Genomic DNA, 21,996 nt, shown 5'->3' on the forward strand with positions numbered 1-21,996 from the left:
CGCACGGATGTCTGGGCTCAGCCGCTCATCACCTGAGAGCGTGACGTATTCGACTGCTGTGACACCAGCCAGTCACCGAAAAGCCGCGCTTCTTCCGAGGCGCCGGGATGCAGCTTGAGATAGAACGGCTGCGGCGCGGCAATGCAGTCTTCAACCAGCGGCACGAGCTGACCGCTCTCGAGCAGCGGACCAACGAGGCCGTCCCAGCCGAGCACGGCCCCCGCCCCGTCCTGCGCCAGCTGCAGCGCGATCATGTAGTTGTTCACGCTGACCTTCCGGCCCCTTGGTGCCGGTTGCCCGATGGCTTCGAACCACTCTGTCCAGCCGGTCCAGCCGGGTTCGGCGACGAGATGGATCAACGGCGCGGTGCGCAGCCGGTCGATCCCGAAAATCCCGTGGGTGTCGGCAAACCCCGGCGCGCCGAGCGCGAGGATCCGATCGCGGAACAGCGGCCGATAGTCACCGTTATCGTCCGGCACCTCACCGTAGTGCAGGCTGATGTCCAGGCGCTCCGCCCCCCGCCCCACGTCGCTGACGGACTGCGAGATGACGATGTCGGGATTCTCGCGCCAGAAGCCGCTGATCCGAGGTGTCAGCCAGAAGGCGCTCATCGCCGTGGTCACCCCCACCACCACATCCTCGCGCTCTGCGCGGTGGCGCATGTCGCGGACGGTGTCCGACATGCCCTCGAGCCCCTTGCGCACCGAGACGAAGAGGTAGGCCCCGACTTCGGTCAGCTCGACCCCGCGGTGACCGCGATCAAAGAGCTTCCGGCCGAGATCGGACTCCAGATGCCGGATCTGGTGGCTGACCGCCGTGGGGGTGACATTCAGCTCTGCCGCGGCCTTCTTGAAGCTCAGATTTCGCGCAGCCGCCTCGAAGCAGAGCAAGGAGGTCATCGACGGAAGGTCGTAGGGACGCGCCATGGTGTCGCCTTTGGGACAGAAGATGTCGGAAACGGGAAGAGATGATTTCATCTCATCCCAGTTGAGAATTTATGCCATTGAAAGGTCGGCATTTGAAAGAGGAAAGACGAGAAGACTTCACCTCAAAAAGTAGGCTGCCGATGACCTCGCCCCTTTCCGACCTGCTCGCCCGCCGCCAGCCCGGTTATGCTCTGGAAGGCCCGTTCTATTCCGACCCGGAGGTTTACCAGCGCGATCTCGAGACGCTCTTCTACCGCGAGTGGCTTTTTGCCATTCCCGCCGCGCAGCTCACCAAGACCGGCGCCTACACGCGCATGAAGATCGGCGCCTATGACGTGATCCTGGTGAAAGGCGCGGACGGCGAGATCCGCGGCTTCCACAACTCCTGCCGTCACCGCGGTTCGATGATCTGCAAGGGCCGCGAGGGCCAGGTGGCCAAGCTGGTCTGCCCCTACCACCAGTGGACCTACGAGCTTGACGGCCGCCTGCTCTGGGCGCGCGACATGGGGCCGGAGTTCGATCCCTCGAAGCACAATCTGCGCCCCGTGCACGTGCGCGACCTGTGCGGGCTGATCTACATCAGCCTCGCCAAGGACGCGCCGGACTTCGCGCCCTTCGCCGCGCTCGGCACGCCCTACCTGCAGGTGCACGACCTGCACCGCGCCAAGGTCGCCCACCAGTCGACGATCATCGAAAAGGCCAACTGGAAGCTGGTCTGGGAAAACAACCGCGAATGCTACCATTGCGCGGGCTCGCACCCGGCGCTGTGCAACTCCTTCTCGCTCGATCCCGAGATCGCCGGGGTGAATCCCGACGGCTCGATCTCGCCGAAGCTGCAGGGTCATTTCGACCGCTGCGCGGCGGCCGGCGCCCCGGCGCAGTTCGAGATCGACGCGGGCGGCCAGTTCCGCTTTGCCCGCATGCCGCTGCAGGAAACCGCGGTGAGCTACACGATGGACGGCAAGGCGGCCTGCGCCCGGCCGCTGGGCCGCGTCGCCCTGCCCGACGCGGGCTCGCTGATGGTCTTCCATTACCCCTCGACCTGGAACCACTTCCTGCCCGACATCTCGATGACCTTCCGCGTCACTCCGATCGGCCCGGAAGAGACCGAGGTCACCACCACCTGGCTCGTTGACCGCGACGCGGTCGAAGGCGTCGACTACGACCTGAAGCGCCTCACCGAGGTCTGGCTGCACACCAACGACGAGGACCGCGAGATCGTCGAGGCCAACCAGCAGGGCGTCAACTCGCCGGCCTACGTCCCCGGCCCCTACAGCCCGGTCGAGGAATCCGGCGTCGCCCAGTTCATCGACTGGTACGCCCAGAAGATGCAGCGCGGCCTCGCGCCCACGGCGCTGGCGGCAGAGTGATGGGCTTCGCACGGCAAGAGCCCAGGCTCGCCTTCTGGACCGATACGGAGGCGCTTGAATGCGTCTCCTACCTGCCGGAAACGCCGGGCACGGCGACCTTCACCTTCCAGGCACCCTCGGGTGCGCTCTTCAGCTACAAGCCCGGGCAGTTCATCACCCTCGAGCTGCCAGTGCCCGGCGGGCCGCTGCACCGCACTTACACGATCTCCTCCTCGCCTTCGCGCCCGACCTCGCTGACGGTGACCGTCAAGGCACAGCCGGACTCCCTCGGAACCCGCTGGATGCTCGACAACCTGCGCCCCGGCATGCGCATCAAGGCCAGCGGCCCGCGCGGCGAGTTCACCTACTTCAACGCGCCGGGGAAGAAATACCTCTTCATCTCCGCCGGGTCGGGCATCACCCCGATGATGTCGATGACGACGCATATGTACGACGGCGGGCGCGACGCTGACGTCGTCTTCGTCAACTGCGCCCGCCGCCCCTCGGAAATCCTGTTCCGCGAGCGGCTCGCGCACATGGCGTCGCGCATCTCGGGCATCGAACTTGCCTGGGTGGTCGAAGGCACCGACCGCTTCCAGCCGTGGACCGGCTACAAGGGCCTGTTCAACCAGTTGATCCTCGGCCTCGTGGCGCCCGACTACCTCGAGCGCGAGGTGTTCTGCTGCGGCCCCGAGCCTTTCATGCAGGCGGTGCGCGAGGCCCTCGCCGGGCTCGGCTTCGACATGGATCACTACCACCAGGAAAGCTTCGGTGCGCCCGAACCCGTCGCGCTGCCGCTCCCGGACGATGACCTGCCCGAAGACGGCGTCATGGCGGAGATCCATTTTGCCGCCTCCGACGTGACAAGCACCTGCGCCGAGACCGAAACCGTCCTGTCAGCGGCCAAGGCGGCGGGCATCAGTATCGCCTCGGGCTGCACCTTCGGCATTTGCGGCACCTGCAAGGTCCGCAAGACCGAGGGCGAGGTGCACATGGTCCACAACGGCGGCATCACCGACGACGAAATCGAGCAGGGCTACATTCTGGCCTGCTGCTCGAACCCCAAGGGAAAGGTCTCGCTCGACCTGTGACCCGGAGCCGGGCGCGCCAGCCCCGCCCCGGCCCGCCCCCGACCGCGCGAGCCTGCACAAATCCGCGGACGCCTGACAGCCGGCCTACTGACCTTTTGCCCGGTACCCGATGCGCGCCATGAAGCGCTCCATTTCCTGCTGCGGCGGGCGCTTGCCGGTGTAGATTTCGACGTAGCTCGGGAAACGGTCCAGGCGTTCCTCGACCGGCTCGTCGACCCGCATCGAGATATAGCCGACCTGCACAAGGTAGATGGTCCGGGCACGCACGTCGGCATCTTGCTCCCCGTGCCCCCAGGCCAGCAGCATGTCGCGCAGCGCCGCGAGCCGCTCCGCATCCGCACGTTGCACCCGGGCCAGCACATCCGGATCCTGCTGCGCCCAGGCCCGCACGGCCAGCTCCAGCCGGGTGTCGAAGACCGCATCCGACAGGAAGGTGCTGATCACGTTCAGCATCGCCTCTGTCTCGGTTGCGGCATAGTCACGGCTCGCCGCCAGCAGCGCGCCGGTGGTGCTGGCCTCCCAACGGTTCAGCAGCATTGCGAGCAATTGCCTGCGGTCCTTGAAGAACCAGTAGAAGCTGGTCCGCGAAAGGTTCAGCGCGGTCGCCAGCGGCATGATCTTCACCGCGTCGACGCCCTTCTCGATCAGGGTCTCATAGGCCGCATCGAGCCAGAGCTCTGGAGAGCCGCGCCAGCCGCGGTCGGGGTGTGATTCTTGGGTCATGGGGCTCCGATATGCGCAGAAGGGCCGGCATCACAGCCCGCGTTAGCACAGCCGCCCATTAAATGTACATAACTGTCATCCCCAATCAAGCTCCTCCCCACGACATTCGAGTTCTCGACTGGAGAATGCCCGAGCCAAAATTGACCAACATTGTACAAAATTAACTAATTAAATCATATACTAAACACCTAGATTCCGCCATCCTTCCGAGATCGACGCGGATCCACAAGGCATCATGAGCCAAAATCACTCGTGATCTTAATATTGACACCTATGCACATTTTGTAAAAGTCAGGGTCAGGCACTCAGCAAACGCCCCTCCGCAGAAGGCACCCAACATGTCGAACGATCCGCTCCTGCAGCCGTACCAGCTCAAGCACCTGACGCTGAAGAACCGCATCATGATCACCAGCCACGAGCCGGCTTACCCCGAGGATGGCATGCCCAAGGAGCGTTACCGCGCCTACCACGTGGAGCGGGCGAAAGCGGGCGTAGCGCTGACCATGACCGCAGGCTCGGCTTCGGTCGCGCGCGACAGCCCGCCGGTGTTCAACAATATCCTGGCGTGGAAGGACGAAGTCGTCGGCCATATGGCCAAGCTCGCGCAGGAATGCCACGACGAGGGCTGCGCGGTGATGATCCAGCTCACCCACCTCGGCCGCCGCACCCGCTGGGACAAGGCCGACTGGCTGCCGGTGGTCTCCACCGGCCACGAGCGTGAAGCTTCGCACCGCGCCTTCCCCAAGAAGATGGAAGACTGGGACATCGCACGGATCATCGAGGACTACGCCGAGGCCGCAGAGCGCATGCAGGCCGCCGGCCTCGACGGCATCGAGATCCAGGCCTACGGCCACCTGATGGACCAGTTCTGGTCGCCGCTGACCAACGAGCTCGACGGCCCCTACGGCGGCAGCCTCGACAACCGCCTGCGCTTCACCTTCGACATCCTGTCGGAAATCCGCAAACGCTGCGGCGACGCGTTCCTCGTCGGCGTGCGCTATACCGGTGACGAGGACCTGCCCGGCGGCCTCACCCGCGAGGATGGGCTGACCATCTCGCACAAGCTCAAGGACAGCGGGCTGGTCGACTTCCTCAACGTGGTGAAGGGCCATATCGACACCGACCCGGGGCTGACCGACCTGATCCCGATCCAGGGCATGCGCAACGCGCCGCATCTCGACTTTGCCGGCGACATTCGCGCTGCGACCAACTTCCCCACCTTCCACGCCGCCAAGATCCCCGACGTCGCCACCGCCCGCCACGCCATCGCCAGCGGCAAGCTCGACATGGTGGGCATGACCCGCGCGCAGATGGCCGACCCGCATCTCGTGCGCAAGGTGATCGAGGGGCGCGAGGATGACATTCGCCCCTGCGTCGGCGCCAACTACTGCCTCGACCGCATCTACCAGGGTGGCATGGCGCTCTGCCTGCACAACCCCTCGACCGGGCGCGAGATCGAGCAGCCGCACACCATCGAGAAGGCCGAGGTGAAGAAGCGCGTGACCATCGTCGGCGCCGGCCCGGCCGGGCTCGAAGCCGCCCGCGTCGCCGCCGAGCGCGGCCACGCGGTGACGGTCTTCGAGGCCGCCGACCAGCCCGGCGGACAGATCCGCCTCACCGCCCTGCAGGAACGCCGCCGCGAGATGTCCTCGATCGTCGCCTGGCGCTTCGACCAGTGCGAGAAGATGGGCGTTTCCTTCAACTTCAACACATTCGCGGATGGGGCCGACGTGCTCGCGAGCAATCCGGACGAGGTGATCATCGCCACCGGCGGCCTGCCCCACACCGAGGTGCTGAGCGCCGGCAACGAGCTGGTGGTGTCCGCCTGGGACATCCTGTCGGGCGACGTGAGGCCGGGGCAGAACGTGCTGGTGTTCGACGATGCGGGCGACCACGCCGGCCTTCAGGCGGCGGACCTGCTGTCCGAGGGCGGCGCACGGGTCGAAATCGTCACCCCCGACCGGGCCTTTGCACCCGAGGTCATGGCGATGAACCTCGTGCCCTACATGCGCAACCTGCAGAAGCGCGACACCACCTTCACCGTCACCTGGCGGCTGAAGTCGGTCACCCGCGAGGGGAACCAACTGAAGGCGGTGCTCGGATCGGACTACGGCGATGTCACCCGCGAACGGCTGGTCGACCAGGTCGTGGTCAACCACGGCACGCGCCCGCTCGACGACGTCTATTTCGAGCTGAAGCCGCTGTCGCGAAACCTCGGCGAGGTCGATTACGACGCGCTGGCGACGGGCGGCCTGCAGGCGGTCGAAAGCAACTCCGAGGGCCGCTTCCGCGTCTTCCGCATCGGCGACGCCGTCTCTGCCCGCAACACCCACGCGGCGATCTACGACGCGCTGCGCCTCACCCGCGGCCTCTGACCGGCCAAACGCCCTCGCGACACATCAAGGCAGACTGCGGGCCGGCCCAGGACGGGCCCGCAGTCTCTACATATGGAAGCATTGTCCGAAGTGGCGCCCTATAGCAGCATTGGTCCCCGTCATACGGGTGATCGAGCACGATGGAAGGTTCGTCTCTTCATCTGCCGCCTCCAGAGGAGCGGTCACGACCTTATCTTCGCGTCGACGGAAGCGGCAGCAGGCCACTCTCCCCCTCCATCCTCCTGCCTAGCTGCACAGAAAAGCGCCTGACCTCACACGACAAAAGACCCCGTCATCATGCTCAGCGCATGCGGGAAGTGGTCAGCAAACAGGGTGAGATAGGTGGGGCACTTACGGGGGCATTTCTACCGCCCTCGGGCCGGAAGTCTCGTAACTTCGGTATGTTAGGAGATATTGGCTGGGGCGGTAGGATTCGAACCTACGGTGCGCGGTACCAAAAACCGGTGCCTTACCACTTGGCTACGCCCCAACCGTGGCGCGGGATTTACGCCAGCCTCCGGGAGGGCGCAACCCCCTTCTGGGAAAAATCCTGCACTTTTTTGCTTCACCTCGGGGAACCCTCCTCCGGGCCTCGGACGGAGCCGCCCGCTGCCCGTCGCTCGGGTCCCTTTTCCGCACTTTCGGGGTGATGAAACGCGTATTGCCCGCGCCCGGCTCTCTTGGCGGCATAGAGCGCGACGTCGGATGCCTCGAGCACTGCCTCGGCGGTGCTGAGGCGCGCACCTGCCTGCCTCAGGGCGATCCCGATGCTGGCGGAGACCCGGGCCGCCCTGCCGTGAGCTTCGGCCTCAAAGCCGATCGGCGCCTCCAGCCGCGCGATGAGCCGCGCCGCCAGTTCTCCGAGCCGCACCCTGTCGGTCACGCCGACAAGGACAATAACAAACTCGTCGCCGCCGATCCGCGCCACCGTATCCTCCTGCCGGGTGACCTCGAGCATGAGCGCCGCGACCCGGGCCAGGACCCTGTCGCCCGCGCCGTGGCCCAGCGTGTCGTTCACCTGTTTGAAGAAATCGAGATCCACATGCATCACGGCAAAATCCATGTCGCGCCGCAGGAGGTCGGTGAGCGCCCGGGTGAGCGCCCGGCGGTTTCGAAGACCGGTCAACGGGTCGGTGAAGGCGCGCTCCTCGGCCGCGAGCATGGCGCCGCGCAGGCGTCGATTGAGGGTGCGCGACGCTTCCATTGCGGCGGATTTCGCCTCGACCAGGTAGAGCATGTCGATCGCCAGGTCGGTGGCGGCGAAATCGCTGCTGGTGAGCGCGTGATCGCGCACCGCCTCGACCAGGCCAAGGCCGAAGGAGAGGTTCAGCACGGCACCGCCGGCGCCATCGGGCACGGCAAGCCCGCGCAGCGTGTCGCCCTGCCCCGCAAGCCGCAGCTGCAGACGCCGCCCCGCAAGCGACAGCAGGTCGGGCAGGGTCGCCACCGTGCGCGGACGGAACACCACGAAGACCCGGGAGAAGTGCGTATCGCGAAGCTCCTGCCCCGCAAGCACCCGCTGCAGGGTCGGCCCCAGCCCCTGCACCCGCCCCGAAGCGTCGAGCCGGGCATGCATGGGGCACAAAATGTCGAGACTTGCCTGGTCCATGAGGAGCGGCGTCATTTCCGCCCTGCCCCCGGCCCGCCAGGCTGCCGTCCCGCCCCATGCGCGCCGAGATCAAAGGCCCGCCCCTCGGAATAGGCGGTCTCGATCACCGCGATCTGAATCACCTCGGCCTCCCCCGGCCCCTCCTCCAGCTCAAGCAGGACCAGCGCACCGTAATCGTCCGCCATGGCACGCAGGACCCCGGCCAGCACGCGGGAATAGCCCCGGTTCGTCGGCCCCTTGCAGCGGCAGACAAGGGTGAAGCGGCGCGGTGCGGTCTCGGTCAGTTCCAGCGGCGGCAGGTCGAGGTCGGGCACCGCCAGTCGGGCCCGCCCGGGCAGCTCCTCCAGCGAGTGCAGGAAGTCGATGAAATCCTCGCCGCCGTAGCGCATCAGGCGGCGCAGCCGCTCGTTGTGGGGGTGTGCCATGAGATAGGTCCCGATATCCTCGAGAATCGCCGCCCGCGACTTGCCGAGCTCCACCTCGGCACGGGTCAGGATCTGGCCGATGAGCTGCGACTCATAGTCGAGCATCGCCTCGAACTCCGGCAGATCGAGATGCGCCGCATCGGCCACGTTCTGCCAGCAGTCCTGCCCGTAGGTGTCCTGCACGAAGCATTGCAGCGTCCGCGCGACCAATCCGTGCATGCGCCGTTCCATAAGCAGCCCCCCGGACCCCAGGCCAATCGCCTTGCCCATAGCCGCGTGCTGCAGACCGTGAACCCTGCCACGTCTCCCTATCGAAGAACCAAGACGCAGCCTTCCGCGTCACATCCGCTCAGCATCATGACCCGGCACGGCGCGCAGCTCAGCCAACCGTTCCAGTGGCGCGCACCGTTGGGCCAGCCCTGTCAGGCTAGCGCGGGGCTCTTAAGATTTTCGCAATGGATAAAATACGAGAGGAATTCCGCCTCAAGCCTCGATGGCGCAGAGCCAGCGCGGCAGATGCCCGATGTCGGGAAGCACCACATCCGCGAGGTGACGCAGCTCATCGGCTTCGGCGGGCCCGGTCAGCACGCCGACGGTCATCATCCCCGCCGCACGCCCGGCCTGCAGGTCGTGGGTGCTGTCGCCGACCATCACCACCTGCCCGGGCGGCAGACCGATTGCCGCGGCGAAGGCGAGCAGCGGCGCGGGCGAGGGCTTCGCGCCGTGGCCGCTGTCGAAGCCCGCAACGAAGTCGAACCGGTCGCCAACCCCGACCTGCGCGAGGTGCGCATGGGCCACGGCCTCGTTGTCGTTGGTCATCACGCCAAGGCGCAGCCCAGCCCCGCGCAACGAATCCAGCAGTGGCGCCAGCGGCACCGCCTCGGCCAGCGGCGCCCGCGCCGCCTCTTCGGACAGGAAGCGCTCGAGGGCATCGGGATCGGTCCGCCCCAGCGCGCGGCACAGGCTGTCCGCCGCCTCGCGGCTGGTGCCGGCGATCACCGGGCTGTCCTTGAAGAAGACCCCTTCCGCCAGATCGAAGCGCAGCGCCTGCGCCATAGCCTCGACCAGGTCCGCATCGCCCCCGGCAAGCTGCCGCATGACTTCCTGCAGCCAGGCGCTCCAGGTCCGGGTGAAATCGAACAGCGTGCCGTCCTTGTCGAACAGCACCGCCGCGGCGCGCATGCGGGGCGTAGTGCTCATGTCCAGTGCACCTCGCCGCCGCCCGGCAGGTGCTGGCGCGCCTGGAACGGCAGGTCATAGGCCAGCCCCGCCTCGTCGCAGAATCCGCGCACCCAGGCGTCATCCATCAGCAGGAAGTCAAGCACGGCGCCCTGGAACGCCGGGTCCGACAGGCCGGTGCGGAAATCCTCGGCTGAAGCGCCGGTGGCGCCCAGGAAAACCGGGAGCAGCTCGTCGTTCGCCGCCAACCAGGCCGCCGCCTGCAGGCCGATCAGCTCGGCCTCGTCACGCCCCACCATCTTTGCAACTCCCCGTATTCAGAAAGGCTTTCTTAACCGGTTCTCATAAAGACTGAGCGGCGAAACGGATGCAAGCCCGGGCGGGGCGGCGCGACAGGCACGGGCACGCGACAAGCGTGAGCGCGGGACTGAAAGCTGTGCTCGGAAGGCTGTGTTCGAAAGGCTGTGCTGGGAAGGCTATGGCCCGAAGGCTGCGGCAGGAATTTGGCGTCAGAAGGACGCCGACGAGACCAGGAAGGCGACGTCAGGAATGGCAGGACGCATACTTATCGTCGAAGGCACGGCGAGCCACAGGATCCTGTTGCGGGCCAGGCTGACCTCCGCCTTCTATCAGGTACTCTCGGCACAAAGCGGGCACGAGGCATTGCACATGTTGGGGAAAGCCCGGGTCGACCTCGTGCTCGCCGCGGCCGATCTGCCGGACATGTGCGGCAGTGGCTTCTGCACCCGCCTGCATGCCTTGCCCGGCCAGGCGGAACTGCCGGTGGTCCTGCTGATCGACGACGACCGGATCGAGGAGCGGCTGGCGCTGCTCGCGGTGGGGGCCGACGATGTCCTTGCCCGTCCGGTCGAGGATATCCTGCTGCTTGCGCGGATTCGCAGCCTGCTGCACCGCAGCCGGGCGCAGGACGAGCTGCCGCTGCGCGCCGACGCGCGGCGCGCGCTCGGCCTGTCCGAGGCCCCGCCGAGCTTCGACCGGCCCGCCCGCATTGCCCTTGTCCCGCTGGATCGAACCCGCGACCTCGGCGCCATGGCGGCGCGCCTGCAGATCGCGCTCGGCGCGCAGGTCAGGCAGGCGGAGCCGGATCAGCTGTTGCGGCGCGATGCCGCCTCGGCAGAGGCGGTGGTCCTGGTCGACTCCGATGCCGATCCGGGCGCAGGGCTTGCGCTGCTGTCGCAATTGCGCACCGCCCCGGCGCAACGCCGCGCCGCGCTGCTCTACGTCACGCAGCCGGGCCGCGATACCACCGCCGCGCAGGCGCTCGATCTCGGCGCGGATGACCTGCTGCGTGCGGGGCCCGACGCGCTGGAGCTCGCGCTGCGCCTGCCCCGGCTGATCCGCCGCAAGCGCACCGCCGAGCGGCACCGGGCGGCCCTGCGCAGCGGGCTGCGCGCGGCGATGATCGACCCTCTCACCGGGCTCTACAACCGCCGCTACGCCCTGCCCGAGGTGAGCCGCAGGGCGCAGCTGTCCATCCAGCGCGGCGGCCAGCTTGCGCTTCTCGTCGCCGATCTCGACCACTTCAAGCAGGTGAACGACCGCTGGGGACACAGCGCGGGGGACAAGGTTCTGACCGCAACGGCGCAGGCGCTCATGGCGCAGCGCCGCGGCGGCGACCTCGTGGCGCGCCTCGGCGGAGAGGAGTTTCTCATCGCTCTGCCCGACGCCACGCGGGAGGACGCTCTCGAGACCGCGCGGCAGCTTTGCGAGACCGTGGCCCGGCTCACGTTGCCGATGCCCGGCCCCGAGACCCCTGCACATCTGCTGTCGCCGACGGTCAGCATCGGGATCGCGATGATGGAAGAGCCCAGCGAAGCGGTCTCCACCGGCCTCCTGCGCGCCGATCGTGCGCTCTACGCGGCGAAGCGCGCAGGGCGCAACCGGGTCGAAATCGCTCCAAAGCAGGGGTTTTGGCAAGGGCCGCAGCTCTGCGCCGCCCCTGACCCGTCGTGCCCGCCGGATCAGTCCGCCGGTTTGCGCGGGATTCGCCGGGCCAGTTCGTCGAGCTCCGCCTCGAGCCGGTCGGCGTAGGCCAGGCGCGCCTCCGGCGACAGGGCGGAGACATAGTCCACCAGCACCTGCTGGCCCATCTTCTGCCGTTCCGCCGCGCGGGCATCCTGCGCGCTCAGCATCTGCGCGAATGCGGCACTGTCGAAGGGCTCGGCCCGCAACATCTCGAGCGCAGTCCGGTAATCGCCAAAGGGTTTGGGCCGCGGCCGGTCGCCCTGCTTGCGCTGGAAGGAGCTGAACAGCTCGCGCCCCAACTCGCGCCGCTGGTCCTGCGAGAAGGCCTGCGTGTAGGGGGTGATAAAGTCGCGCCCCCGCGGCGGGCCACCGCGCTCGGGTCCGCCGTGCCGCAGCAGGCCGCCGGCGACCACGCCGACCACCGCCAGGTTGAGCGCCAGGGACGCCAGCAGGAGCCAGCGCATCCACCTTGGAGACCGCACGGGGCCCTGGCTGCCGGGGGCCTGAAGGGGTTCATTCGTCATCGTCAAAGTCCCAACATCGCGTAGTCAAATCCGCTCGCCGGATCGAGGGCCGAGAGCGTGTTGCCGCTGTCCGCCGACAGCAGCGTGGTCATGGTCTGCGGCGAAGCGACGCCGATCCAGACGCCCGCCGCGCAGGCCGCTGCGAGCCCGGCCAGGGCCGGCCACCCACCGAAGGCGCGCAGCGCCTCGCGCCAGCCGCCGCCACGGAGGCGGGGCATCGGCGCGGGCGCCGGGCGCGGCGCGGGCTGCTGCTCGAGCGCCATCGCCTCCATCCGGGCCAACCAGTCGCCGGAGGGCAGCGGCGCGGTTCGCCGCTCTGCCTCGAACAGGCCGTCCAGCATCGCCTCTTCCGTCTTGGACCGATCAGTCATCGTCATACCCCAGCTCTGCGCGCCGCCCGGCCAGCAGGCCCTCCAGCGCCTTGCGTCCGCGCGCGGTCAGACTTTCCACCGCACGCACGCCCAAGTCCATGATCCCGGCGATTTCCGGGTTCGAAAGCCCCTCGAGATGCCGCAGCACCACGGCCTGGCGCTGCCGCTCGGGCAAAGCGTCCAGCGCCTCCTGCAGCGCGCCGCTCCGGGCGCGGCCCTGCAACGACGCCTCGGCGCCGGGTCCGGGATCGGCGGGCTCGGCGATCTCGTCGAGATCCACCGTGCCGCCACGCCGCTTGCGAATCCGGTCGATGCAGAGATTCGACACCACCCGGTAGAGCCATGTCGAGACCTTCGCCTCACCCTCGCGCCAGCCCGGCGCCGCGCGCCAGAGCCGCAGCAACGCCTCCTGCGCCACGTCCTCCGCCTCGGCCCGATCGCCGCCGAGCATCCGCACGGCATGGCCAAAGGCGCGCGGACCCAGGCGCTGAACCAGCGCCCGCGCCGCAGCCTGATCGCCCGCGGCATAGGCCGCGAGCAAGCTCTCGTCGCTTTCCGTGCTCATCGCGTCATAGGGCATCCGGTCCATCCCTTGCGCTAGCCCGATGTTCCGGGCTGCGCAAGGACCGGGCCGCATCGCGCGGCCCGGTCCTCGGGTCCTCAGTACTGCCAGAAGTCCTGCATGCCGCCACCGCGCGGGCCCTGCCCGTCGCGCGGGCCGTCACCGTTCTGCGGGCCGCGCTTGAAGCCCTGGCCACCGCGATCGTGGTCGCGATCCCCGTGCCACTGGCGCTGGTCACCGTCGTGGCGCATCATGCGATCGCCCTTCGGGCCCATGTTCTGCTCCACGCCGCGCTGCGGGCCGCGCATCGGGCCAGCCGCAGCCAGCTCATCGGCGCTCACCTGCCCGTCTTCATCTGCGTCGAAACGGTCGAAGAACCCCATCGGCCCCCGCGCCTGCATCTCCTCGAGGCTCAGCTTGCCGTCCTCGTCGGCATCGAAGCGCTCGAGCATCCGCTGCTCCATGCGGGCCTGGCGCCGTTCCAGCTGCTGCGCCTCACGCGCCGCCTTGCGGGCATCGGCAAAGGCGATCAACTCATCGCCTTCCAGCAGGCCGTTGCCGTCGGCATCCGCCACGGCATAGGCATCGGCAAACCCCGCGGCGGGCCCATGCGCCGCGAATTCCTCGCGGCTGATCGCGCCGTCGCCGTCGGCGTCGAAGCTCTCGAACATCTGCGTCATCGGCGCCGGGCGCTCGCCGCGCGGCCCCATGGGCTTGGCGTCGGTTGCAGCAAAGGCAAGGCTCGCCGTTCCCAGGACCACCAGGGCGGCACCGGTCATCAGTTTGTTCATGCGTGTCATCGCTGCGATCTCCTTATTCCATCGCGTCTCATGCCGGCGGCCTCCTTGCCGTCCGATCACTAGCTTTCACGCAGGGCGCCGGAACTTCCGTCGCCGGAGGACAGATTTTTTTCGCCCGTCGCCCCGCAGCGATCCGCGCTGACCAAAACCTCCGTCAAAAACCCGCTGCCAATCACCGCCCGCAACCACCGCCGAAAACCTGCATCCGCAAGACCGCTTTGCGACATCACGCCGCTGCGCGCTCCTGTCCTCTTTAAATGACGCGGCGCTTGCGTCACCTTTCAGGGCATGACTTCGAAGGTGCCCCCGATGACTGAGCTATCGCCGGACCGTAAGGCCGAGCAGGAGACCGAGCGCGAGACCTGGCCCGCCGTCTGGCGCGGCTTCCGCGGCCGCTGCCCGAGCTGCGGCAACGGCCCGATCCTGCGCTCCTACCTCAAGGTGCGCGACCATTGCCCGGTCTGCCGCGAAGAGCTGCACCATCACCGCGCCGACGACGGACCGGCCTATCTGACCATCCTCATCGTCGGCCACATCATGGCGCCGGCGCTGCTCTGGGTGTTCACCACCTGGCGGCCCGAGCCGCTGATCCTGATCACCATCTTCCTTATTGGCTGCATCGGGCTTTCCCTCTACCTTCTGCCGCGACTGAAGGGGGCGATCGTCGGCTTCCAGTGGGCGCGCGAGATGCACGGCTTCTCACGCGAACACTGACACCGCGGCGCGCCTCCCCGACGCAGACACAAGACGCAGGGGAATGCGCATGAGCAGCGACAAGACAGCCATCCGCGACGCCGCCACGGTGATCGTGCTGCGCGACCGTGACAGCCGCCCCAGCGTGCTGATGGGCCAGCGCGGCGCGGGCGCGGCCTTCATGCCCAACAAGTTCGTCTTTCCCGGCGGCGCGGTGGATGCCGCCGACGCCGAGGTGAAGCTCGCCGCCCCCTTGCCCGCGGTCTGCGCCGCGCGGCTGGCCGAAGACGCCCCCGCGGGCCGCGCCCCGGCGCTGGCGGCAGCGGCGATCCGCGAGCTCTGGGAGGAGACCGGACAGATCCTCGGCTGGCCGGGCAAGTGGCCGGGAGCGCCCGAGGACTGGGAGGGGTTTGCCGAGACCGGTCACCGCCCCGACGCCTCGGCGCTGCAGTTCGTGTTTCGCGCGATCACCCCGCCGGGCCGCCCGCGGCGCTTCGATGCGCGTTTCTTCCTCGTCGATGCCGAGGCGCTGAAATCCGATCCCGACGATTTCTCCGCCGCCTCGGACGAGCTGTCGCACCTGCAGTGGGTGCCGCTGGAGGAGGTGCGCCGCCTCGACCTGCCCTTCATCACCGAGGTTGTCCTGGCCGAGGTCTCCGCACGGGTTTCCGACCGACGTGCCCCGAGCTCGGTGCCCTTCTTCCGCAACGACGACGAGGAAAGCCTGTTCCTGCGACTCAATGGCCGTGCGCCCGGCGCGCCGGACGAGAGCAGGCCGAAGCGTCAGCTGCGGATCAGAAGGTAGTAGGCCCCGGCAAGCAGCGCCGCGAGCAGCGCGAGGTTGAACATCAGCCCCGCGAGCACCCCCAATTGCCAGTAGCGGCGACGTGCCTTTGCGTCGATCGCTTCGAGGTGACGGGCGAGACGGTCCTCGGCGCGGGCCAACGCCGGCGTGTCGAGCCGCATGGCGAGCTTGGGATGGCCCGTCATCCCCTGCGCCGCGCGCAGCGTGGCAAGGTCGCGCCGGGCCCACCTCGGCAGCCGGTGCGCCGCGCGCCGGGCGCGCGCCTCGAAGCTGCCCTTGCCGAGGCCGAGGCGGCTCTCGAACAGCGGCATCAGCCGCGCGCCGATCTTGGGGTCTGTCTCCATGGCGCAAATCTCCGGCATTTGCCGGCCGCGCGCAAGCGGCCGCCGGCCCGCGCGGGCAAAACGGCAGGATTTTCATCGGGCGTGACGGCCAACCTCCTTCGAAGGAGGTTGCAAATCTCTTCGAAGAGATTTGCCCCAGACCCCCGGCGTTTTGCTCTTTTCGGTGCCGCGCCTGCGGCCTAGACAGGGCGCATGCTGAACATGATCCGCCACGGCTCTGCCACCGACCAACCGCCGCTCCTGATCGTCCACGGGCTTTTCGGCTCCGCCCGCAACTGGGGCGTGATCTCGAAACGGCTCTCGGACCAGCGCGAGGTCATCGCGGTGGACCAGCGCAACCACGGCGAAAGCCCCTGGAGCGACCGCCACGGCTACGAGGACATGGCGGCCGACCTCGCCGAGGTGATCGAGAGCCTCGGCAGCCGCGCCGACGTGCTGGGCCACTCCATGGGCGGCAAGGCGGCCATGGTGCTGGCGCTGACCCGGCCCGAGCTGGTCAACCGGGTGATCCTCGCCGACATCGCGCCGGTGACCTACACCCATGACCAGAACCAGAATATCGCTGCCATGCGCACGGTCGACCTGGCCACGGTCGAAAAACGCTCGGATGCCACCGACCAGCTCGCAAAGGTGATCGGCGATCCCACCCTGCGCAGCTTCTTCACCCAATCGCTGGACCTGAAGGAAAAGCGCTGGAAGCTGAATCTCGACGTGCTCGAGGCCGAGATGCCCAAGATCATCGGCTTCCCGGAGATCGAGGGCCGCTTCGAGCGCCCCGCGCTGTTCCTGTCGGGGGCCGAGTCGGACTACGTCCGGCCCGAGCACCGGGACCGCATCCGCGCGCTGTTCCCGAGTGCGAAATTCGCCAAGCTGCCCGGCTGCGGCCACTGGCTGCACGCCGAGAAGCCGCGCGAGTTCGAGGCGGCGGTGCGCGCCTTCCTCGATCTTACCGCCTGAGACAACCCGATCGGGCGGCGACCGCTGCCCATTCAACAGGCTGACGCAGCGTCGGATTTTTCTTTTCCGAAGCGGCGCTTTCCTGTTTTGAAATCCCCCGGCTGAGCACTTGCGCGAAGCGCCCCTGCGTCCCTTCTAGTTTCCGAAATGCTTATGTTCCGGACAAGCGAAGGGACGCCGTGACCACCGACACTCACAGCTCACACCGCCAGGGCTCACTCCCCGTCGAGCAGATGCAGCTTGCCCTCGAGCCAGGGCAACTGGCGCTGCGCCGGGGTGATCACCAGCTCGCTGACCAGCTGGCGCATGGTGTGCGCCACGTCGCGCGGCACCCGGTCGGCCCAGTCGGCGGCGGCGAAGAGCGAGATGGTGCGGGAAAACGGCGTGATCGGCAGCGGGTGCGCCTCGATGCGGTCATGCACGCGGGCGGCGCGCATGTAACCGAGCGGCGTGGTGATGCCCCAGCCCACGCCGCGGGCCACCAGCGTCATCAGCGACAGGTGCGCCCCGATCTCGAAACGCTCGGCGAACTCCAGCTTGAGCCGCGACAGATGCGCCTCGATCTGCCGTCCGATCATCTGGTCGCGGTCGTAGCGCAGCATCGGCAGCGCAGACATAAGCGCCTCGGTCCCGCCCGCCTCGCGCGCCCGGCCGCGCGGCGCCACCAGCAGGAAGGGATCGCGCACCAGCGGGTATTCGATCACGCCCGGCGTGGCGGTTCCGGGGCTGGCAGCGATGGCGATGTGCAGGTGGCGGTCGACCATCGACTGCATGATCTCATGGCTCGGGGCGGTGACCAGCTTGAAGCGGCAACGGGTCATGTTCTCGGCAAGGATGGTCACCAACTGCGGCGTCAGGTCGTTGTCGAAATCGTCGATCACCCCGAGGTTGAGCTGCGACAGATGCGTGAGATCCATCACCGTCAGCTCGTTCTGCGCCAGCCGCAACTGGCCCAGCACCGCCTGCGTCCGGATCAGGAAGGAGCGCCCCGCCGGGGTCAGCTGCATCGGGCGCCGCCCGTGATCCACCAGGTCGACGCCGAGCGCGCCCTCGAGATTGCGCAGCTGCTGGCTCACCGCCGGCTGGCTCAGCCCCGTGCGTTCGGCCGCCTGCGCCACCGAGCCGTTTGCTGCCAGCGCCTCGAAAACCTCGAGACCGCGCAGGCTGATCCCCTTCATCAGCATAAAGCCATTCCTCACCTGTTGCGGGACCTGTCCCGGTCCGCCGTGCCCTGCCTCGCCGGGACGATGCCACAGATTCAGCTTTTCCGAAACTCCTCAAGATCAGGCAAGATCCCTTCCCCATGACCGTGACCCATCTCAAGCCCGCCCCGGGCCTGCCGCCGCAGGCCGCCACCGACACCGCCGATATCGTGCAGATCATGCTCGCCCGGCTGCGCGCCGAGGGCGAGGCGGCAGCGCTCGACTATGCCGCCCGGCTCGATGGTTGGGACGGCGAGATCGTTCTGCCCGCCGCCAGGCTCGCCGAGGCGCAGCGCGCGCTGCCGGTCACGCTGGTCGAGGACATCGCCTATGCCCACGCCAATATCCGCGCCTTTGCCGAGGCGCAGCGGGCCTCGGTTCAGGAGTTCGAGGTCGAGCTGCGTCCCGGGCTGCGCGCCGGGCAGCGGCTGATCCCCGTGGGTTGCGCCGGATGCTACGTGCCGGGCGGGCGCTACGCGCATATCGCCTCGGCCCTGATGACCGTGACCACGGCGCGCGCCGCAGGCGTGGACCGGGTGATCGCCTGCTCGCCGCCGGGCAAGGAGGGCCTGCCGCCCGCGATCCTGCACGCGCTGCATGTGGCGGGCGCGGATGAAGTGCTGGCGCTCGGCGGGGTGCAGGGCATCGCGGCCATGGCCTTCGGGCTCTTCGGCCTGCCGCAGGCGGATATCCTCGCCGGGCCCGGGAATCAGTTCGTCGCCGAAGCCAAGCGGCAGCTTTTTGGACCGGTGGGGATTGACATGGTGGCGGGGCCGACCGACGTGATGATCCTGGCCGATTCCAGCGCCGACCCCGAGCTGGTGGCGCTGGACCTGCTGGGACAGGCCGAGCATGGCGGCAATTCGCCGGTCTGGCTGGCCACCGATCACCGCCCGCTGGCCGAGCGGGTGCTCGCCCGCCTGCCGGGGCTGGCCGAGACCTTGCCCGAGCCCAACCGCACCGCCGCCCGCGAGGCCTGGGCGCAGCTCGGCGAGGTGATGCTCTGCGGCAGCCGCGAGGAGATGGCCGCCCTCGCCGACCGCTATGCCCCCGAGCACCTGCACGTTCAGGCGCGCGACCTGGCGTGGTGGCGGCAACGGCTGCGCGCCTATGGCTCGCTGTTTCTCGGGGCAGAGACCACCGTGGCCTTCGGCGACAAGGCCGCCGGGCCGAACCACGTGCTGCCCACGGGTCGCGCCGCGCGGCACACCGGCGGGCTGTCAGTGCACAAGTTCCTCAAATGCGTCACATGGCAGGAGGCGGCGCCCGAGGCCCTGCCCGACCTCGCCCGTGCCAGCGCCGGGATCAGCCGTGCCGAGGGCATGGAAGGCCATGCCCGCAGCGCCGAGGCGCGGCTGGCGCAGAAACCCTGCCGGGCGGCGGGCTGAGGATCGAGGTGGATCGCCGGGCTCAGGGCCCGCTACGTCAGAGACCGGTGCACATGCGCTCGGCGCGCGACACGAAGGCCGAGTAGCGGCGCCAGAAGTCCCGGTCGGAGTTGCGGTCCGACTGGCGCACTTCCTGCGCCGAGTGCGGGTCGCGGTAGAAGCGCACCGCGCGGCGCTGGTCGCCGCCGCTCAACTCGTCATCCGCGGCCGCCTGGATGCAGCCGCAGAGCGCGTCGTTGCGGGCCTTGCGATCCGAGGACATGCAGGCCTTGCTGACCGGTCCCGTCGCGTAATACCTGCCGGAGTTCGAACCGCCACCGCAGCCCGCCACCAGCGCCAGAATCGTCACCAGGTAAATCGGTTTCATCCGCCTGCTCTCTCACTGCCCTTTGCGCCGCGGGTCTTGCGCCCGCGCTTTCGGAATTTGACCAAGAATGCCCCAAGCGCGCGACGGTTTCAATTCACCGATTCGTTGCTGGACAGGCGCTGCCGCAACGCTAGGCGCCGCGCGGGATCACGCGCGGAGGAAGAAGTTGCAGAAGGGGCGCTGCCTCTTTTTGCCTGCGGCCAATTCACCCCGGCGTATCTGGCCGGCGTATTTGGAAGGGGAAGTCGGGCGCGGGGCGGAACGGGAAAGCGCCCGGTTGCAGCGCGGTGGCCCCCGTTCCGGCAAGGCTGCGCCGGTGTCTCGGGCGGGCGGAAGCGCGGATGCGGGCGGCACTTCGGCGCGGCGATGCCGCCTGCCCTTCGATCCGGCTTGACCGGACGCCAAAAGCCTTACATATCGGGCCAATCATGACCGATCTCGCGCATATCCGTAACTTCTCCATCGTCGCCCACATCGACCACGGGAAATCCACCCTGGCCGACCGGCTGATCCAGCTCACCGGCACCGTCGCCGAACGCGACATGCAGGAGCAAATGCTCGACTCGATGGATATCGAGCGCGAGCGGGGCATCACCATCAAGGCCAACACCGTCCGCATCGAATATCCGGCGCAGGACGGCGAGACCTACGTGTTGAACCTCATCGACACGCCCGGCCATGTCGACTTCGCCTATGAGGTCGCGCGCTCGATGCACGCGGTCGAGGGCTCGCTGCTGGTGGTCGACGCCACCCAGGGGGTCGAGGCGCAGACGCTGGCGAACGTGTACACGGCGATCGACGCCGACCACGAGATCGTGCCGGTTCTGAACAAGGTCGACCTGCCCGCGGCGGAACCCGACCGGGTGAAGGAACAGATCGAGGACGTGATCGGCATCGACGCCTCCAACGCCTGCCTGATCTCGGCCAAGACCGGCATCGGCATCCCCGATGTGCTGGAAGCCATCGTGCAGCGCCTGCCCGCCCCGGCGGAAGGCGACCGCAACAAGCCGCTGAAGGCGATGCTGGTGGATTCCAAGTACGACCAGTACCTCGGCGTGATCTGTATCGTGCGGATCATCGACGGCGTGCTGAAAAAGGGCGACCGCATCCGCATGATGAAGACGGGCGGCACCTATGATGTCGACGACGTCGGCGTCTACCGCCCCAAGATGACCAACGTGAAGGAGCTCGGCCCGGGCGAGATCGGCTATCTCAACGCCTCGATCAAGCAGGTCCGCGACACCCGCGTCGGTGACACGATCACCCACGAGAAAAAGCAATGCGCCGAGCCGCTGCCGGGCTTCAAACCCTCGGTGCCGGTGGTCTTCTGCGGCCTCTTCCCGGTCGATGCGAACGACTTCGAGGACATGCGCGACGCCATCGAGAAGCTGGCGCTGAACGACGCGTCGTTCACCTTCGAGATGGAAACCTCGGCGGCGCTCGGCTTCGGCTTCCGTTGCGGCTTCCTCGGGCTGCTGCACCTCGAGGTGATCCGCGACCGTCTCGAGCGCGAGTATGGCATCGACCTGATCACCACCGCGCCGTCGGTGATCTACCACCTCTACACCAAGGACGGCGAGCGCCGCGACCTGCACAACCCCGCCGACATGCCCGACATGTCGACCGTGGACCACATCCAGGAGCCGCGCATCAAGGCCACCATCATGGTGCCCGATGAGTATCTCGGCGACGTGCTCAAGCTCTGCCAGGAGCGCCGCGGCATCCAGATGGACCTGACCTATGTCGGCGGCCGCGCGATGACCGTCTACGACCTGCCGCTCAACGAGGTGGTGTTCGACTTCTACGACCGGCTGAAGTCGGTGACCAAGGGCTACGCCTCGTTCGACTACGAGATGATCGGCTACCGCGAGGACAACCTCGTGAAGATGTCGATCCTGGTGAACGACGAGCCGGTGGACGCGCTGGCCATGATGGTGCACCGCGAGCGCGCCGAGATGCGCGGCCGCGCCATGTGCGAGAAGCTCAAAGAGCTGATCCCGCGCCACATGTTCAAGATCCCGATCCAGGCGGCGATCGGCGGCAAGGTGATCGCGCGCGAGACCCTGTCGGCGATGCGCAAGGACGTGACCGCCAAGTGCTACGGCGGCGACGCCACCCGGAAAAAGAAGCTGCTCGAGAAGCAGAAGGCCGGCAAGAAGAAGATGCGGCAGTTCGGCAAGGTCGAAATCCCGCAGGAGGCCTTCATCTCCGCACTCAAGATGGACAGCTGATCCGGGCAATCCGGGTTCGCAGCAGATGGCAGGCCGGGGCAGATGCGCCCCGGCCTTTCACGTTGGGGCCTTTCTCGTTGCGGCGTGCG

22 protein-coding genes and 1 tRNA gene are annotated in these 21,996 nt (G+C 67.9%); 9 read left to right on the forward strand and 14 right to left on the reverse strand.

All coding sequences use genetic code 11. From position 1 onward, the window contains the following. Positions 1-17: 17 nt before the first annotated feature. Positions 18-977 carry a LysR family transcriptional regulator gene (locus LC039_RS07775; RefSeq protein ID WP_226622897.1) on the reverse strand — a complete coding sequence of 320 codons (960 nt, stop codon included), beginning with the start codon at positions 975-977 and terminating at the stop codon, positions 18-20. 89 nt (positions 978-1,066) lie between these two features. Between LC039_RS07775 and LC039_RS07780 the strand changes: the two genes are divergently transcribed. Both LC039_RS07780 and LC039_RS07785 read left to right on the forward strand, forming a co-directional pair. Continuing rightward, positions 1,067-2,296 (forward strand): aromatic ring-hydroxylating oxygenase subunit alpha, encoded by a 1,230-nt coding sequence (locus LC039_RS07780; protein WP_226622899.1) that lies wholly within the window; start codon positions 1,067-1,069, stop codon positions 2,294-2,296. Further along, positions 2,296-3,366, forward strand: coding sequence for a hybrid-cluster NAD(P)-dependent oxidoreductase (locus LC039_RS07785; RefSeq protein ID WP_226622901.1), 1,071 nt, complete (start codon positions 2,296-2,298; stop codon positions 3,364-3,366). The genes LC039_RS07780 and LC039_RS07785 overlap by 1 nt, the downstream gene beginning before the upstream one ends. An 84-nt stretch (positions 3,367-3,450) precedes the next feature. Here the strand turns inward: LC039_RS07785 and LC039_RS07790 are convergent, their stop codons facing one another. Further along, entirely contained in the window at positions 3,451-4,089 is a 639-nt protein-coding gene (locus LC039_RS07790; protein WP_226622910.1) for a TetR/AcrR family transcriptional regulator, read from the reverse strand. Between the two features lie 338 nt (positions 4,090-4,427). Here LC039_RS07790 and hpbA point away from each other — a divergent pair, with 338 nt between their 5' ends. Beyond that, positions 4,428-6,464, forward strand: coding sequence for an N-methyl-L-proline N-demethylase HpbA (hpbA, locus tag LC039_RS07795; RefSeq protein ID WP_226622912.1), 2,037 nt, complete (start codon positions 4,428-4,430; stop codon positions 6,462-6,464). A gap of 415 nt (positions 6,465-6,879) precedes the next feature. Here hpbA and LC039_RS07800 read toward each other — a convergent pair. The 5 genes from LC039_RS07800 to LC039_RS07820 form a co-directional block, all read right to left on the reverse strand. After that, positions 6,880-6,954: transfer RNA gene (locus LC039_RS07800), tRNA-Gln, on the reverse strand. 75 nt (positions 6,955-7,029) lie between these two features. After that, positions 7,030-8,088 carry a sensor domain-containing diguanylate cyclase gene (locus LC039_RS07805; RefSeq protein WP_226622913.1) on the reverse strand — a complete coding sequence of 353 codons (1,059 nt, stop codon included), beginning with the start codon at positions 8,086-8,088 and terminating at the stop codon, positions 7,030-7,032. Further along, entirely contained in the window at positions 8,085-8,717 is a 633-nt protein-coding gene (locus LC039_RS07810) for a heme NO-binding domain-containing protein (protein ID WP_226622915.1), read from the reverse strand. Before LC039_RS07810 ends, LC039_RS07805 begins: the two co-directional genes overlap by 4 nt. A gap of 264 nt (positions 8,718-8,981) precedes the next feature. After that, positions 8,982-9,698: an HAD family hydrolase gene (locus LC039_RS07815; RefSeq protein WP_226622920.1), complete on the reverse strand. Its 717-nt coding sequence runs from the start codon at positions 9,696-9,698 to the stop codon at positions 8,982-8,984. Further along, entirely contained in the window at positions 9,695-9,976 is a 282-nt protein-coding gene (locus LC039_RS07820) for a DUF3572 domain-containing protein (RefSeq protein WP_226622922.1), read from the reverse strand. Before LC039_RS07820 ends, LC039_RS07815 begins: the two co-directional genes overlap by 4 nt. Positions 9,977-10,226: 250 nt before the next feature. Between LC039_RS07820 and LC039_RS07825 the strand changes: the two genes are divergently transcribed. Further along, positions 10,227-11,729, forward strand: a complete 1,503-nt coding sequence (locus LC039_RS07825) for a diguanylate cyclase (RefSeq protein ID WP_226622923.1) — start codon at positions 10,227-10,229, stop codon at positions 11,727-11,729. On the opposite strand, the gene LC039_RS07830 is transcribed toward LC039_RS07825, so the two are convergent. The 4 genes from LC039_RS07830 to LC039_RS07845 form a co-directional block, all read right to left on the reverse strand. After that, positions 11,660-12,187, reverse strand: coding sequence for a periplasmic heavy metal sensor (locus LC039_RS07830; protein ID WP_226622925.1), 528 nt, complete (start codon positions 12,185-12,187; stop codon positions 11,660-11,662). The genes LC039_RS07825 and LC039_RS07830 overlap by 70 nt on opposite strands. A 2-nt stretch (positions 12,188-12,189) precedes the next feature. Further along, the gene (locus LC039_RS07835) at positions 12,190-12,558 is read right to left on the reverse strand and encodes a hypothetical protein (RefSeq protein WP_226622926.1); all 369 of its coding nucleotides are present in this window, start codon (positions 12,556-12,558) and stop codon (positions 12,190-12,192) included. Beyond that, positions 12,551-13,138: an RNA polymerase sigma factor gene (locus LC039_RS07840; RefSeq protein ID WP_226622928.1), complete on the reverse strand. Its 588-nt coding sequence runs from the start codon at positions 13,136-13,138 to the stop codon at positions 12,551-12,553. Before LC039_RS07840 ends, LC039_RS07835 begins: the two co-directional genes overlap by 8 nt. Positions 13,139-13,218: 80 nt before the next feature. After that, the gene (locus LC039_RS07845; protein ID WP_226622930.1) at positions 13,219-13,920 is read right to left on the reverse strand and encodes an EF-hand domain-containing protein; all 702 of its coding nucleotides are present in this window, start codon (positions 13,918-13,920) and stop codon (positions 13,219-13,221) included. A gap of 309 nt (positions 13,921-14,229) precedes the next feature. Here LC039_RS07845 and LC039_RS07850 point away from each other — a divergent pair, with 309 nt between their 5' ends. After that, positions 14,230-14,634 carry a DUF983 domain-containing protein gene (locus LC039_RS07850; protein WP_226622931.1) on the forward strand — a complete coding sequence of 135 codons (405 nt, stop codon included), beginning with the start codon at positions 14,230-14,232 and terminating at the stop codon, positions 14,632-14,634. Positions 14,635-14,683: 49 nt separating this feature from the next. Beyond that, positions 14,684-15,418: an NUDIX hydrolase gene (locus LC039_RS07855; RefSeq protein WP_226622933.1), complete on the forward strand. Its 735-nt coding sequence runs from the start codon at positions 14,684-14,686 to the stop codon at positions 15,416-15,418. Here the strand turns inward: LC039_RS07855 and LC039_RS07860 are convergent. Continuing rightward, entirely contained in the window at positions 15,397-15,762 is a 366-nt protein-coding gene (locus tag LC039_RS07860) for a hypothetical protein (RefSeq protein WP_226622934.1), read from the reverse strand. The two genes, LC039_RS07855 and LC039_RS07860, sit on opposite strands and share 22 nt — an antisense overlap. Before the next feature lie 192 nt (positions 15,763-15,954). Here LC039_RS07860 and LC039_RS07865 point away from each other — a divergent pair, with 192 nt between their 5' ends. Continuing rightward, the gene (locus LC039_RS07865; RefSeq protein WP_226622936.1) at positions 15,955-16,719 is read left to right on the forward strand and encodes an alpha/beta fold hydrolase; all 765 of its coding nucleotides are present in this window, start codon (positions 15,955-15,957) and stop codon (positions 16,717-16,719) included. Between the two features lie 215 nt (positions 16,720-16,934). Here the strand turns inward: LC039_RS07865 and LC039_RS07870 are convergent, their stop codons facing one another. Next, positions 16,935-17,903, reverse strand: coding sequence for a LysR family transcriptional regulator (locus tag LC039_RS07870; protein WP_226622938.1), 969 nt, complete (start codon positions 17,901-17,903; stop codon positions 16,935-16,937). A gap of 119 nt (positions 17,904-18,022) precedes the next feature. Here LC039_RS07870 and hisD point away from each other — a divergent pair, with 119 nt between their 5' ends. After that, positions 18,023-19,309 (forward strand): histidinol dehydrogenase, encoded by a 1,287-nt coding sequence (hisD, locus tag LC039_RS07875; protein ID WP_226622940.1) that lies wholly within the window; start codon positions 18,023-18,025, stop codon positions 19,307-19,309. Positions 19,310-19,346: 37 nt separating this feature from the next. On the opposite strand, the gene LC039_RS07880 is transcribed toward hisD, so the two are convergent. After that, the gene (locus tag LC039_RS07880; RefSeq protein WP_226622941.1) at positions 19,347-19,676 is read right to left on the reverse strand and encodes a hypothetical protein; all 330 of its coding nucleotides are present in this window, start codon (positions 19,674-19,676) and stop codon (positions 19,347-19,349) included. Between the two features lie 428 nt (positions 19,677-20,104). On the opposite strand from LC039_RS07880, the gene lepA reads away from it, so the two are divergent. Then, complete coding sequence (gene lepA, locus LC039_RS07885; protein WP_226622947.1) at positions 20,105-21,907, forward strand: translation elongation factor 4; 1,803 nt, start codon at positions 20,105-20,107, stop codon at positions 21,905-21,907. Positions 21,908-21,996 lie beyond the last annotated feature (89 nt).

Origin of the sequence: Alloyangia pacifica (assembly GCF_020524285.1) — a bacterium.
Classification (GTDB): Bacteria; Pseudomonadota; Alphaproteobacteria; order Rhodobacterales; family Rhodobacteraceae; genus Salipiger; species Salipiger pacificus_B.

Bases quoted from the DNA above. Each gene is read 5' to 3' on its own strand.
- LC039_RS07785 (WP_226622901.1), top strand. From the start codon at position 2,296: ATGGGCTTCGCACGGCAAGAGCCCAGGCTCGCCTTCTGGACCGATACG.
- LC039_RS07850 (WP_226622931.1), top strand. From the start codon at position 14,230: ATGACTGAGCTATCGCCGGACCGTAAGGCCGAGCAGGAGACCGAGCGC.
- LC039_RS07845 (WP_226622930.1), bottom strand. From the start codon at position 13,920: ATGACACGCATGAACAAACTGATGACCGGTGCCGCCCTGGTGGTCCTG.
- LC039_RS07830 (WP_226622925.1), bottom strand. From the start codon at position 12,187: ATGACGAATGAACCCCTTCAGGCCCCCGGCAGCCAGGGCCCCGTGCGG.
- LC039_RS07825 (WP_226622923.1), top strand. From the start codon at position 10,227: ATGGCAGGACGCATACTTATCGTCGAAGGCACGGCGAGCCACAGGATC.
- LC039_RS07820 (WP_226622922.1), bottom strand. From the start codon at position 9,976: ATGGTGGGGCGTGACGAGGCCGAGCTGATCGGCCTGCAGGCGGCGGCC.
- LC039_RS07780 (WP_226622899.1), top strand. From the start codon at position 1,067: ATGACCTCGCCCCTTTCCGACCTGCTCGCCCGCCGCCAGCCCGGTTAT.
- LC039_RS07855 (WP_226622933.1), top strand. From the start codon at position 14,684: ATGAGCAGCGACAAGACAGCCATCCGCGACGCCGCCACGGTGATCGTG.
- LC039_RS07860 (WP_226622934.1), bottom strand. From the start codon at position 15,762: ATGGAGACAGACCCCAAGATCGGCGCGCGGCTGATGCCGCTGTTCGAG.
- LC039_RS07835 (WP_226622926.1), bottom strand. From the start codon at position 12,558: ATGACTGATCGGTCCAAGACGGAAGAGGCGATGCTGGACGGCCTGTTC.
- LC039_RS07805 (WP_226622913.1), bottom strand. From the start codon at position 8,088: ATGACGCCGCTCCTCATGGACCAGGCAAGTCTCGACATTTTGTGCCCC.
- LC039_RS07790 (WP_226622910.1), bottom strand. From the start codon at position 4,089: ATGACCCAAGAATCACACCCCGACCGCGGCTGGCGCGGCTCTCCAGAG.
- hpbA (WP_226622912.1), top strand. From the start codon at position 4,428: ATGTCGAACGATCCGCTCCTGCAGCCGTACCAGCTCAAGCACCTGACG.
- LC039_RS07775 (WP_226622897.1), bottom strand. From the start codon at position 977: ATGAAATCATCTCTTCCCGTTTCCGACATCTTCTGTCCCAAAGGCGAC.
- LC039_RS07880 (WP_226622941.1), bottom strand. From the start codon at position 19,676: ATGAAACCGATTTACCTGGTGACGATTCTGGCGCTGGTGGCGGGCTGC.
- LC039_RS07865 (WP_226622936.1), top strand. From the start codon at position 15,955: ATGCTGAACATGATCCGCCACGGCTCTGCCACCGACCAACCGCCGCTC.
- LC039_RS07870 (WP_226622938.1), bottom strand. From the start codon at position 17,903: ATGCTGATGAAGGGGATCAGCCTGCGCGGTCTCGAGGTTTTCGAGGCG.
- lepA (WP_226622947.1), top strand. From the start codon at position 20,105: ATGACCGATCTCGCGCATATCCGTAACTTCTCCATCGTCGCCCACATC.
- LC039_RS07810 (WP_226622915.1), bottom strand. From the start codon at position 8,717: ATGCACGGATTGGTCGCGCGGACGCTGCAATGCTTCGTGCAGGACACC.
- LC039_RS07815 (WP_226622920.1), bottom strand. From the start codon at position 9,698: ATGAGCACTACGCCCCGCATGCGCGCCGCGGCGGTGCTGTTCGACAAG.
- LC039_RS07840 (WP_226622928.1), bottom strand. From the start codon at position 13,138: ATGCCCTATGACGCGATGAGCACGGAAAGCGACGAGAGCTTGCTCGCG.
- hisD (WP_226622940.1), top strand. From the start codon at position 18,023: ATGACCGTGACCCATCTCAAGCCCGCCCCGGGCCTGCCGCCGCAGGCC.